General features: G+C 32.3%; 14 protein-coding genes. All 14 read left to right on the top strand.

Annotated elements, in window-relative coordinates:
- Positions 1 to 63 precede the first annotated feature (63 nt).
- The 14 genes from C8N26_RS12405 (at position 64) to C8N26_RS12340 (ending at position 13,234) form a co-directional block, all read left to right on the top strand.
- Complete coding sequence (locus C8N26_RS12405) at positions 64 to 2,439, top strand: heavy metal translocating P-type ATPase (protein ID WP_120187551.1); 2,376 nt, start codon at positions 64 to 66, stop codon at positions 2,437 to 2,439.
- Between the two features lie 5 nt (positions 2,440 to 2,444).
- Positions 2,445 to 2,777, top strand: coding sequence for a cupin domain-containing protein (locus C8N26_RS12400; protein ID WP_028892884.1), 333 nt, complete (start codon positions 2,445 to 2,447; stop codon positions 2,775 to 2,777).
- Positions 2,778 to 2,779: 2 nt separating this feature from the next.
- The gene (deoC, locus tag C8N26_RS12395) at positions 2,780 to 3,445 is read left to right on the top strand and encodes a deoxyribose-phosphate aldolase (RefSeq protein WP_120187550.1); all 666 of its coding nucleotides are present in this window, start codon (positions 2,780 to 2,782) and stop codon (positions 3,443 to 3,445) included.
- A gap of 19 nt (positions 3,446 to 3,464) precedes the next feature.
- Positions 3,465 to 4,163, top strand: coding sequence for a purine-nucleoside phosphorylase (gene deoD, locus C8N26_RS12390; RefSeq protein ID WP_120187549.1), 699 nt, complete (start codon positions 3,465 to 3,467; stop codon positions 4,161 to 4,163).
- 27 nt (positions 4,164 to 4,190) lie between these two features.
- On the top strand, positions 4,191 to 5,576 hold the full coding sequence (hemN, locus tag C8N26_RS12385) for an oxygen-independent coproporphyrinogen III oxidase (protein WP_245962571.1): 1,386 nt from the start codon (positions 4,191 to 4,193) through the stop codon (positions 5,574 to 5,576).
- Positions 5,577 to 5,665: 89 nt separating this feature from the next.
- Positions 5,666 to 6,001, top strand: coding sequence for a hypothetical protein (locus C8N26_RS12380; RefSeq protein WP_099214084.1), 336 nt, complete (start codon positions 5,666 to 5,668; stop codon positions 5,999 to 6,001).
- Positions 6,002 to 6,113: 112 nt separating this feature from the next.
- Positions 6,114 to 6,278: a cbb3-type cytochrome oxidase assembly protein CcoS gene (ccoS, locus tag C8N26_RS12375; RefSeq protein ID WP_073184498.1), complete on the top strand. Its 165-nt coding sequence runs from the start codon at positions 6,114 to 6,116 to the stop codon at positions 6,276 to 6,278.
- A gap of 33 nt (positions 6,279 to 6,311) precedes the next feature.
- Complete coding sequence (gene ccoN, locus C8N26_RS12370; RefSeq protein ID WP_120187547.1) at positions 6,312 to 8,513, top strand: cytochrome-c oxidase, cbb3-type subunit I; 2,202 nt, start codon at positions 6,312 to 6,314, stop codon at positions 8,511 to 8,513.
- A gap of 5 nt (positions 8,514 to 8,518) precedes the next feature.
- Positions 8,519 to 8,686: a cytochrome c oxidase subunit IV gene (locus C8N26_RS12365; RefSeq protein ID WP_028892889.1), complete on the top strand. Its 168-nt coding sequence runs from the start codon at positions 8,519 to 8,521 to the stop codon at positions 8,684 to 8,686.
- A gap of 14 nt (positions 8,687 to 8,700) precedes the next feature.
- Positions 8,701 to 9,621 (top strand): cbb3-type cytochrome c oxidase N-terminal domain-containing protein, encoded by a 921-nt coding sequence (locus C8N26_RS12360; RefSeq protein WP_120187546.1) that lies wholly within the window; start codon positions 8,701 to 8,703, stop codon positions 9,619 to 9,621.
- A gap of 31 nt (positions 9,622 to 9,652) precedes the next feature.
- Positions 9,653 to 11,074: a cytochrome c oxidase accessory protein CcoG gene (gene ccoG, locus C8N26_RS12355; RefSeq protein WP_120187545.1), complete on the top strand. Its 1,422-nt coding sequence runs from the start codon at positions 9,653 to 9,655 to the stop codon at positions 11,072 to 11,074.
- A 93-nt stretch (positions 11,075 to 11,167) separates the two neighbouring features.
- Entirely contained in the window at positions 11,168 to 11,614 is a 447-nt protein-coding gene (locus tag C8N26_RS12350) for a FixH family protein (RefSeq protein ID WP_120187590.1), read from the top strand.
- Entirely contained in the window at positions 11,614 to 12,312 is a 699-nt protein-coding gene (locus C8N26_RS12345) for a sulfite exporter TauE/SafE family protein (protein WP_120187544.1), read from the top strand. Before C8N26_RS12350 ends, C8N26_RS12345 begins: the two co-directional genes overlap by 1 nt.
- An 85-nt stretch (positions 12,313 to 12,397) precedes the next feature.
- Positions 12,398 to 13,234: a universal stress protein gene (locus tag C8N26_RS12340; protein ID WP_120187543.1), complete on the top strand. Its 837-nt coding sequence runs from the start codon at positions 12,398 to 12,400 to the stop codon at positions 13,232 to 13,234.
- Position 13,235: the final 1 nt, after the last annotated feature.

The raw sequence follows: 13,235 nt of genomic DNA, 5'->3' as shown, positions 1-13,235 counted from the left end.
TGACAATTATCATGTTTTAAAATGGAATCTTATCGGACATTTGTTGTAGGCAAAAGAGTAAATATGGAAAGCAAAATCTGTTTTCATTGTGGTAACGAATGTGATACCGAAAAAATTACAGTACAGGATAAATTTTTCTGTTGTAATGGGTGTAAAACCGTTTATGAAATATTTTCAGAAAACGATTTAACGTGTTATTACGATTTTCAAAACAATCCAGGAGCAATTCCTGAAGAAATACAAGGAAAGTACGATTTCTTAGACAATCAACCGATTGTAGAAAAACTTCTTGAGTTTAACGATGGTAATATGCAAGTTATTAATTTGTATATACCACATATTCACTGTAGTTCATGTATTTGGGTATTAGAAAACCTGCACAAATTACAAAGCAATGTGTCGTCGGCACAAGTTAACTTCCCCAAAAAGACAGTACGAATTACGTACAATTCAGAAAAGACTTCACTGAAAGAAATAGTATTGTTATTAAGCTCTATTGGTTATGAACCGTATATCAGTTTAGAAGATTATGAAGTTGGAAAAAAGAAGGTAGATCGCAGCTTAATTTATAAACTGGGTATAGCAGGATTTGCCTTCGGAAATGTAATGTTTTTATCATTCCCAGAGTATTTTGAAGTATCTGAGTATTGGTTAGAGCAATACAAAGGTATTTTCCGTTGGTTGATGTTTGCCTTTTCACTTCCAGTTGTGTTTTATGCAGGGATAGATTACTTTGTTTCTGCTTATAAAGGGTTGCGTTCAAAAATTTTAAACATTGATGTTCCTATTGCTTTAGGAATATTCGTATTGTTTGTTCGTAGTACAGCTGAGATTCTTTTCGATTTAGGAACTGGATTCTTCGATAGTTTAACAGGATTAGTATTCTTTTTATTACTTGGGAAGTTTTTTCAGCAGAAAACCTATAATTTCTTATCGTTCGAACGTGATTATAAATCGTATTTTCCAATTGCGGTAACCAAGATAACTTCCGATAAAAAAGAAGAGAATACTCAAATTTATGAGGTAAAAAAAGGAGATAGGTTACTAATTAGAAATCAGGAGTTGATTCCTGTTGATGGAATTTTAATTAGTGGGGAAGCAAAAATAGATTACAGTTTTGTTACAGGTGAGGCTGTTCCTGTAAATAAAAAGTCAGGAGATAAATTATTTGCAGGAGGAAAACAACTGTCAGGAAGTATAGAAATGGAAGTGTTAGCTTCGGTTTCACAGAGTTATTTAACACAGTTATGGAGTAATGATGTATTTCAGAAAGATAAAAATTCATCTTTTAAAACATTAACCGACGAGATAAGTAAAAACTTTACCATTGTTGTTTTATCTATCGCTTTTTTATCTACTGGTTTTTGGCTGTATTACGATTCAAGCGTAGCATTAAACGTATTTACTTCGGTGTTAATCATCGCATGTCCGTGTGCTATTGCGTTAGCAGCTCCGTTTACTTTAGGAAACATTTTACGAATTTTTGGCAGAAAGAAATTCTATCTTAAAAACGCGACTGTGGTAGAACAATTAGCAGCTGTTAATTCGGTAATTTTTGATAAAACAGGTACACTTACTACAAATAAAGAAAACACAATAACTTACGAAGGAAAAGAATTAGATAAAACTCAAAAATCGATATTAAAAAGTTCTCTTAGGGCATCGAATCACCCGTTAAGTAGAATGTTGTATACTTCGTTACAAGATGAAGAAGTGTTAACTGTAGATAGTTATCAAGAGCATGTAGGTAAAGGAATTGAAGCGAATTATCAACAAACAAAAGTAAAGATAGGTTCATCTTCATTTGTTAAGAACGCAAAAGAACAAGCGAACTTATATACTTCAGTACACATTAGTGTAAATGATGAGTACAAAGGTAAGTACGTTTTCAAAAATGCTTATAGAAAAGGTGTTCAACAATTATTTACGCAATTAAATAAGAAATATGACTTATCGGTAGTGTCAGGAGATAATGAAGGAGAAAAAAAGTTTTTAGAAGGGTTATTACCAAAAGAAACTACATTTTTATTCAATCAAAAACCACAAGATAAATTACACTATGTAGAGGAATTGCAAGAAAAAAGTAAAAGTGTATTGATGATTGGAGACGGGTTGAATGACGCAGGGGCTTTGGCTCAAAGTAATGTTGGCGTAGCAATTTCAGAAAATATAAATGTGTTTTCTCCTGCATGTGATGCAATTTTAGATGCAACAAAATTTAATCAGATAGCAGACTATATAAAAGCTTCAAAAAAAGCAGTAAAAATTATTAAATATTGTTTTTTACTATCTTTAATGTACAATGTTTTAGGACTATATTTTGCAGTAACAGGACAATTAATGCCTGTAATAGCAGCAATTTTAATGCCTTTAAGTTCTATAAGTGTAGTTGTATTTACAACAATTGCTACCAACATGTTAGGAAGAAAAATAAAATAAGAAAAATGAAAACAGCAGCATTTTTAAATGATATACAGTACAATGAAGAAAAAGTAGCTATTACTTTATTGTTAGAAACCGATTTTTCAAAAGAAATAAGAATAGTTTTTAAGAAAAATCAGGTAATGAAAGATCATAAAGCACCATATCCTATAGTTGTTCAAGTACTTAAAGGAAGTATTAATTTTGGTGTAAATAATGAAGTTAAGAAATTGAATTCAGGAGATATAATTTCTCTAGAGGCAAAAGTTATACATAACCTAACAGCTTTAGAAGATAGTGTTGTTCGTTTAACTTTATCTAAATCAGATTCAGTAAACAGAGTAAAAGAAGTTTAATTATGAGGTTGAATAGATATATAGATCATACTTTACTTAAAGCTACGGCTACAAAAGCTGATATCGTTAAGCTGTGTAATGAAGCGAAGGAGTATGATTTTTATGCGGTTTGTGTAAATGGTTGTTATGTAGAACTTGCAGCAAAAGAATTAGAAGGAACGGATGTGAAAATTGCTGCAGTTATTGGGTTTCCTTTAGGGGCAATGACTACCGAAGCTAAAGTTTTTGAAGCCAAAGATTGTATAAAAAATGGGGCATCAGAAATTGACATGGTTATCAATATCGGAAAGCTGTTAGAAGGTGATGAAAAATATGTTGAAAAAGAAATTCGATTAATTAAAGAAGCGATAGGAGAAAATACCTTAAAGGTAATTTTTGAAAATTGCTATTTGTCAAAAAAACAGATAAAAAAAGCAAGTCAATTAGCTGTTAACGCTGGTGCCGATTTTGTGAAAACGTCTACAGGTTTTGGTACTGGAGGAGCAATTTTTGAAGACGTAACCATAATGGATAGTGTCGTAGACGGAAAAGCTCAAATAAAAGCTGCTGGAGGAATTAGAGATGTGGAGACTGCGTTGAAGTTTATAGCAATGGGAGTAACTCGTTTGGGAACTTCTTCTGGGGTTTCATTAATTACTGAAGGAACTTCTGATAACAACGAATATTAAATTTTAAAAACCTAAAACTATGAGCGTGCATATTGAAGCAAAAAAAGGAGAAATAGCAGAAACTGTTTTATTACCAGGTGATCCCATGCGTGCAAAATGGATTGCAGATACGTTTTTGGAAAATCCAGTTTGTTATAACGATGTTCGAGGTATGTTAGGATTCACTGGAACCTATAAAGGAAAACAAATTTCCGTACAAGGAACAGGAATGGGAATTCCTTCTGCTTTAATTTATGCTCATGAATTAATTAATGAATATGGGGTTAAAAACTTAATAAGGGTAGGTTCTGCTGGATCGTATCAAAAAGAAGTAAAAATCCGAGACATTGTTATTGCTATGGCAGCTTCTACCAATTCAGGATTAAATACCATTCGTTTTAACGGAGCCGATTTTGCGCCAACAGCAAGTTTTGAGTTGTTTCAAAAAGCCGTAGATGCAGCAAAAGAAAAAGGAATTCCACTAAAAGCAGGAAACATCTTAAGCTCAGATGAATTTTATGCAGATGAATTTGAAAGCTATAAAAAATGGGCAGATTATGGTGTGTTATGTGTTGAAATGGAAACCAACGGATTGTATACAGTTGCAGCAAAGCATAAAGTAAATGCATTATCAATTTTAACCATTTCAGATAGTTTGGTTACAGGAGAAAGAACCACAGCCGATGAAAGAGAACAAACCTTTAAAGAAATGATTGAAATTGCTCTAGAATTGGCGTAATGTCAGTTAGATTGATTTTATTGAAGAATGAAACAAAACATTATCAAGAACATGAACTCACTTATTCAAAAATATAACATTCCAGGACCTAGATACACAAGCTATCCAACAGTTCCATATTGGGATAACGAAACATTTTCAAAAGAAAAATGGATAGATACTTTTAAGCGTTCGTTTATAGAAAGCAATTCCTCAGAAGGAATTAGCTTATATATTCATTTACCATTTTGTGAGAGTTTATGTACGTTTTGTGCCTGTCACAAGCATATTACAAAACGCCATGAAATGGAAAATCCGTATATAGAAACCGTTTTAAAAGAGTGGCAGTTATATGTTGATTTAGTTGACGAAACACCTATAATAAAAGAAATACATTTAGGAGGGGGAACGCCAACATTCTTTTCAGAGAAACAATTAAAAAGGTTAATTGATGGAATTTTTATCAATGCTGAAAAACACCCAGACCACGAATTTAGTTTTGAAGGGCACCCAAACAATACTACAAAAGAACACTTGCAAACATTGTACAATTTAGGTTTTACAAGAGTAAGTTTTGGGGTACAAGATTATAATCCAAAAGTACAAGAAGCTATTCATAGAGTACAACCTTTTGAAAACGTAGAAAAAGTACACAATTGGGCAAAAGAAATAGGCTACACGTCTATCAGTCACGACTTAGTATTTGGACTTCCATTCCAAACAAAAGAAAACGTAATTTATACCATTAATAAAACAAAAGAATTAGAACCCGATAGAATTTCATTTTATAGTTACGCGCATGTTCCATGGGTAAAAGGAGTAGGGCAACGTGGATTTAATGAAGATGACTTGCCTAAAAATGAAGAAAAACGCGAGTTGTATGAAATAGGTAAAGAATTATTTGCCGAAATGGGCTATGTAGAAATTGGAATGGATCATTTCGCATTACCTACTGATAGCTTATATAAAGCTACCAAAGAAAAAACACTACATCGTAACTTTATGGGATACACCGCTAATAAAACACAGTTAATGGTAGGTTTAGGAATGTCGTCAATCTCTGATTCTTGGTATGGATTTGCACAAAATGTAAAAACTGTAAAAGAATACGAAAGAATTGTGAACGAAGGAGAAATTCCTGTGTTTAGAGGGCATATATTATCAGAAGAAGACTTAATAATAAGAAAACATATTTTAAATATTATGTGTCATTTCTCCACCTCGTGGGAAGAAGAGCAATTACAGATAAAAAATGTAGAAGCACATATAGGAAAGTTAGAAGAAATGATAGATGATGGATTGGTTTCTATTAAAGGGAAAAAGTTAACAGTTCCTGAGAAGGCAAGACCCTATGTACGTAATATTTGTATGGCATTTGATAAGAAATTACATGAAAAACAACCAGAAACAAAATTGTTTTCAATGACTATTTAATTTGTTGGTAATTAATGTTTTATAATGGGTATTGTTGTGTTTTTACTAAAAAAATGATTAAATTTGAGTGAACCTAAAAACCAGGCGTTATGGAATCATTTGAAGTAAATTGGTCAAAGGAAGAGCTACATACCTATCTTTTTATCTATTGTATTAATGCAGATTTTAAAGAAACAAAAGAAGAACTCGAAGCCATTTCTTTAAGAACAAACCAAGAAACGTATAAGAAGATGCATAAAGAGTTTGAAAAAGATAATGACTATGCTAGCATTCAAAAAATTAATAAATCACTCAAAAAATTAAACTACGGTAAAGAAGAAGTAAATAAACTATTTGAAGAAATAAAAGAATTATTTCTATCAGATGGTAGTTATGCTATTTTAGAGAAAAATCTTCTAAGAGGTTTACAAAGATTACTTAAATAAAGAGAACTTTTCGTTCTCTTTATTTTTTTTGAAAAAAAACTCAAACATGACAAAAGTCATATTTTAAGAAAACCTTCACAGTTACCTTTGAACTATAATTATCAGGCAAGATATGAGCGTTATTTACTTACTACTATCACTAAGTATTTTAGTGGCTATTATTTTCTTTATAGCATTTATTGTTTCAGTAAAAAAAGGGCAGTACGATGACTCGTACACGCCATCAGTTCGCATGTTGTTTGATGATGAACTGGTAAAAGAAGAAACAAAGAACTAACAATTAACAATAGATATTAAATTCAAATAGATTATGGAAATGCAACAATTTTATTACGATAATAAGATCGTAAAAAAATTCATCTACGCAACCTTACTATGGGGAATAGTAGGTTTTTCAGTAGGATTGTTATTGGCTTTTATGTTTTTATTCCCAAATTTAACTGACGGAATTTCGTGGTTAAGTTTTGGGCGTTTAAGACCATTACACACAAATGCAGTAATTTTTGCATTCGTAGGAAATGCCATTTTTGCAGGAGTTTACTACTCACTACAACGATTACTGAAAGCGCGTATGGCGAGTAATTTTTTAAGTAACTTTAACTTTTGGGGATGGCAGTTAATAATTGTTGCAGCAGCCATAACACTTCCGTTAGGGTATACAACATCAAAAGAATATGCCGAATTAGAATGGCCAATTGATATAGCCATTGCATTAGTTTGGGTAGCTTTTGGAGCTAACATGATTTGGACAATCTTACAAAGAAGACAACGCCATTTATATGTAGCAATTTGGTTCTACTTAGGAACTTTTGTAACCGTAGCGGTATTACATATTTTTAATAGTTTAGAATTACCTGTAAGCTTTATGAAAAGTTATTCAGTATACGCAGGTGTTCAAGATGCATTAGTACAATGGTGGTACGGACATAATGCGGTAGCATTCTTTTTAACGACTCCGTTCTTAGGGTTAATGTACTACTTTGTTCCTAAAGCCGCTAACCGTCCGGTATATTCATATAGATTATCTATTGTACACTTCTGGTCGTTAATTTTCATCTACATCTGGGCAGGGCCTCACCACTTATTATATACATCATTACCAGATTGGGCTCAAAATTTAGGAGTAGCATTCTCTGTAATGTTGATTGCACCATCTTGGGGAGGTATGATCAACGGACTACTAACACTTCGTGGAGCTTGGGATAAAGTAAGAGTAGACCCAGTATTAAAATTCATGGTAGTTGCAATTACAGGTTATGGTATGGCAACGTTTGAAGGACCAATGTTATCATTAAAGAATGTAAATGCAATTGCACACTTTAGTGATTGGATTATTGCTCACGTACACGTAGGAGCCTTAGCATGGAACGGATTCTTAACTTTCGGTATGTTATACTGGTTAGTACCAAGAATGTTTAAAACAAAATTATACTCTACAGCATTAGCAAACTTCCACTTCTGGATAGGTACCTTAGGTATTATCATGTATGCATTACCAATGTATGTAGCAGGATTTGTACAAGCATCAATGTGGAAACAATTCAACCCAGATGGAACCTTAACATACGGTAACTTCTTAGAAACAGTAAATGAAATTATTCCAATGTACTGGATGCGTGCTATCGGAGGAAGTTTATTTATACTAGGAGCATTCGTAATGCTATACAATATTGTTAAAACTGTAAGATCAGGTAGTGAAGTAACTGATGAATTAGCAGAAGCACCTGCATTAACTAAAGTATCTAAACATAGAACTTCAAATGAAGGATGGCACACTTGGTTAGAAAGAAGACCAGTAAAATTAACTATCTATGCTACTGTAGCTATTTTAATTGGAGGTGTTGTGCAAATTATACCAACATTATTAGTAAAATCTAATATTCCAACTATAACAAGTGTACAACCATATACACCTTTAGAATTAGAAGGTAGAGATATTTATATCCGTGAAGGGTGTGTTGGATGTCACTCACAAATGGTACGTCCATTCAGATCAGAAGTAGAGCGTTATGGAGAATTTGCAAAAGCAGGAGAGTTTGTATACGATCATCCATTCTTATGGGGTTCTAAACGTACAGGACCAGATTTATTAAGAGTTGGAGGTAAGTATAACGACAGTTGGCACTTAAACCATATGTATGATCCACAAAGCACATCACCAGGATCTATTATGCCAGCGTACCAATGGTTAGTAAGAGATGAGTTAGATAAGAGCGATACCGAAAGTAAAATGAAAGCTATGGTAAGCTTAGGGGTTCCATATACAGATGAAGATATAGCGAATGCACAAGCAAGTATGGATGCTCAAGGAATGAAAATTCAAGAGAACTTATATGCCGATCCTGATTTCAAAGCAAATTATGAAGCTGATAAAAAGTATGCTCAAGAGAATGGACAAACTTTTATTGAAATGAAAGATAGAGAAATTGTAGCCTTAATCGCTTATTTACAAAGATTAGGTACCGATATTAAAGTAAAAGATGTTGAAGATCAATTAAGCGCTAAAAACTAGAAATTATGTTAAAGTTTGTAAAAAACCATATGGAAACAATTGCAGGTATTGAAATATACCCAATTATTTCACTAACCATATTCTTTACATTTTTCGTAGTGTTGTTTTGGTGGGTGTTTACAGCCAAAAAAGAATATATAAGTAGTGTAAGTGAATTACCTTTAGATAATTAGTAAAATTTAACAAGATGAAAAAATATTTTCAATCTATAGTATATATCATTTTTGTTGCAGTAACCTTTTTTGCTATTGCTACTGCAATTAAATCATACCAAAATCCATTTAGTCTGTATGAACATCCATTAGTTTGGATAGCAATTGTAGGGCTTATAACCGTGGTAGTTTTAAAAGAAGCTTTAAACATTGTAGCGCAACAAAGAGCAGAGCAACTTCAAATGGAAAAAGACGGAGTTAAACCAGAAGAAGTTGATAACTGGGCTTGGGCTAAAAAGCTTATTAGTAGGTGGACAGAGGCTAAAGCAGTTGAGCAAGAAGATGAAATTATTCTTGATCATAACTATGATGGAATTAAAGAGTTAGATAATAACTTACCACCGTGGTGGCTGTATATGTTTTATGCAACAATCATTTTTGCAGCGGTATATTTAGTAAGATATCATGTATTAGGTGCAGATAACCAAGAAATGGAATATGCACAAGCAGTTGCTGAAGCAAAAAGAGAATTAGCAGCGTTCAAATCAACTTCAAAAGAAGCTGTTATTGATGCAGAAACAGCAACCGTTTTAACAGATGCAGGAGATTTAAGTAGAGGTAAGGCAGTATATAACCTAAACTGTGCAGCATGTCACGTTGCTGATGGTGGAGGTGGTATTGGACCAAACTTAACCGATGAATATTGGATTTTAGGTGGTGGTATGAAAAATATTTTCAACACTATTGCTAATGGAGGTAGAGACGGTAAAGGGATGGTAGCTTGGAATAAAACCTTAAAACCAGCTGATATTCAAAAAGTAGCGAGTTATATAATTTCTATGCAAGGAACTACTCCTGCAAAGCCAAAAGAACCTCAAGGAGAGTTATATAAAGAAGAAGGAGCAACTTCTACTGTAGCTGAACCTGATGAGCAACCAAAAGATAGTATTCAATAAATAGTTACAAATTAGTTTTTAATAGTTGATTATGGAAACACCCAAAAACGAACAATTTAGAGATAGTATAGGCACTATAAATGATGAAGGTAAAAGGGCTTGGGTGTTTCCAAAAAAACCAAGTGGTAAGTTTTATAAATATCGAAGCTATGTAAGCTACTTTTTATTAGCATTCTTGTTATTAGCTCCTTTTGTAAAAATTAACGGAAACCAATTTTTACTATTTAATGTTTTAGAACGTAAGTTTAACATTTTCGGTTTTCCTTTTTGGCCTCAAGATTTCCATTTAATGGTAATTTCAATGATAATAGGAGTGGTGTTTATCATTCTATTTACTGTTGTGTTTGGTCGAATTTTTTGTGGATGGATTTGTCCACAAACCATTTTTTTAGAAATGGTTTTTAGAAAAATAGAGTATTTAATTGAAGGAGATAGAGGAAAACAAATACGATTAGCTAAACAACCTTGGAATGCAGAAAAAATTAGAAAGAGAGTATTAAAATGGATTGTGTTTTTTATCATCTCTTTTATTATAGCAAACGTATTCTTAGCTTATTTAATAGGAAGCGATAAGCTAATAAGTTATATAACAGGCAATCCGTTAGATCATTTTAGTACGTTAATTTCTTTATTAATTTTTACAGGAGTATTCTATTTTATTTTTGCATGGTTTAGAGAGCAAGTGTGTATTATTGCTTGTCCTTATGGTAGATTACAAGGAGTACTGTTAGATAATAAAACGATAAATGTTGCTTACGATCACGTAAGAGGAGAAGGAAAGACAGGAAGAGGAAAGTTTAATAAGAAAGAAGATAGGGTAGCATCAGGTAAAGGAGATTGTATTGATTGTTTTCAGTGTGTACACGTATGTCCTACAGGAATTGATATTCGTAACGGAACACAGTTAGAGTGTGTAAACTGTACAGCTTGTATCGATGAGTGTGATCATATAATGGAAAAGGTAGGCTTGCCAAAAGGATTAATCCGTTATGCAAGTGAAGAAAACATTGTAAAAAAATCACCTTTTAAGTTTACTGCAAGAATGAAAGGATACTCAGCAGTATTATTCATTTTAATTGGAATTTTAATAGGGATGCTGTTTTTAAGAAATGATGTTGAAGCTACAATTTTACGTTTACCAGGACAATTGTATCAACATAAAGAAAATGGAATAATTAGTAATATTTACACCTATAAAGTAGTAAATAAAACAACTAAAGAGATAGATGATGTGAGTTACAAATTATTGTCACATAAAGGAACAATAGAAACGGTAACACATCAAAATTTTGAAGTTCCTAAACAAGGATTGGCTGAAGGGACTTTGTTTATAGAGTTACATCAATCTGAAATGAAAGATGAAAAAGAAAAACTAAAAATTGGAGTATATAGTGGTGATAAACTTATTGAAACAACAACTACCAACTTTTTAGGACCAAGAAGTTATAGATAAAAATACCGTCATTAAGAGGAAGAAAGGTGAAGTAATCACTTAGTTTATAAATAGGTTGCTACATTTTTCTCAATGACACAAAAACAAAATAAAATGAAACTAAACTGGGGCACGGGTATAGTAATAGCAATTATAGGGTTTATAGGGTTTATCATGTATTTCGTAATAACGATGAGTACAGGTAAAAACTTTAATCACGATTTAGTAACAGAAAAGTACTATCAACAAGAGTTGGAAGTTCAAAATCAAATAAATGCTACAAAAAATGCGAAAGCATTAAAAGAAAATATTAAAATAGAAAAAGTATCAGAAGGAATTAAAGTCTATTTTCCAACAGACTTTAACCCTAAAGATATCAAAGGAAAAGTGTTCCTATACAGACCATCTGATAAACAATTGGATTTCGAAATGCCTATTTCGCTTTCCGAAACATATTTGCTCGTGCCTGAGAACCGTTTGTTGGGTGGTCGTTGGAACATAACCGTTTCCTGGAACTACAAAAATAAAGATTATTTATTTCAGAAAGAATTGGTTTACTAATGTTTCTTTCAGCAATTATATTTGGGCTATTAGGAAGTTTTCACTGCATAGGTATGTGCGGACCTATAGCCTTTATGTTGCCCGTAAATAGAACAAACAAAGTAAAACAGTTCCTCCAAATTACCAGTTATCATTTAGGACGCTTGTTTACATACAGTTTAATAGGTTTGCTATTTGGGTTGTTAGGAAAAGGATTTTATTTTTTCGGATTTCAACAGCAACTTTCTATTATTGTAGGTGTTTTAATGATTTTGGTAATCTTATTACCTAAAACTTTTCAAAAGTATAGTTTTTCAGCACCTATTAATAAATTGGTGATAAAAGTAAAATCTTCTTTAGGAAAAGAGTTAAAGAAAAAAGGAAATGATACGTTTTTTACTATAGGTTTTTTAAACGGGTTTCTTCCATGCGGATTGGTGTATATGGCTGTTTTTGGAGCTTTAGCTACCAATAACATGCTATCAGGTAGTTTGTATATGTTTCTTTTTGGCTTAGGAACCATCCCTTTAATGACAGCTGTGGTATACGTAGGTAATTTTGCAAATGGATTGGTTAGAAAAAGAATTCAACAAGCCATTCCTTTCGTGGTTGTTTTCATAGGAATCTTGTTTGTATTAAGAGGGTTGGGTTTAGGAATTCCTTATGTGTCTCCATTACCAGTTACTGAATTACATAATTCAGTAGAAGGTTGTCATTAAGAGCTTTAATGATAAATATCATGGTTTAAATGAGAAAGTTTAGGTAACTTTATAAAGTGTATTAAACTTTAAAACTAAACAAATCATGAAAAAAATAATTGTTCCTGTTGATTTCTCCGAATATTCTGAAAAAGCGCTACAAACAGCTGTGTTTTTTGCAAAAGAAACTAATGCTGAAATAGTAGTTGTACATATGTTAGAACTTTCAAACGCTGTACTTAGTCAGTCAGAAAGTTACATACAGCAAGAAATGGTATTTTATTTAGAGCTAACGGAGAAGAAACTCACTGAATTTTTAAAAAAAGAGTATTTATCTGGTGTGAAAGTAACACCAATCATTAAGCATTTTAAAATTTTCAGTGAAATAGACCTTTTAGCTAGAGAAGAAAAAGCAGATTTAATTATAATGGGGTCTAAAGGAGTTAGCGGATTAAAAGAAATGTTTATAGGTTCTAACACCGAAAAAGTAATTCGTTATGCTCATGTTCCTGTACTAGTAGTTAAAGAAAAACCGATAACAGAAAAAATTGAAAAGGTATTGTTTGCTTGTGATTTTTCTGACGATGATGTAAAACCATATATGCAAGCTAAAACTTTCTTTAATGATATAGAAAAAGAGGTAGAACTAATATATGTAAGTACTCCTACATCTAAGTTTAAAAGCACAAAAGAGTTGGAAGAAAGAATGGAGCGATTTTTTAAACAAACCAACGAGAGTCCTGAGGAAGGAATGAAAAAGGTGAAAATTGTTTCAGATTACTCAGTAGAAAGAGGAGTGTTTTATTATGCAGATAAAATAGATGTTGATGTGTTAGTTGTAGCATCACATGGTAGAAAAGGTGTAGCTCACTTTTTTGAAGGAAGTATTTCTGAGGACATTGCAAACCATAGTAAATTACCAGTAATGTCTTTTAAGATATAAT

It is taken from the genome of Tenacibaculum lutimaris, from assembly GCF_003610735.1.
In the GTDB taxonomy this organism is placed as follows: domain Bacteria; phylum Bacteroidota; class Bacteroidia; order Flavobacteriales; family Flavobacteriaceae; genus Polaribacter; species Polaribacter lutimaris.
The sequence above is the reverse complement of the archived record's forward strand: the minus strand, read 5'-3'. Positions and strand labels throughout refer to the sequence as shown.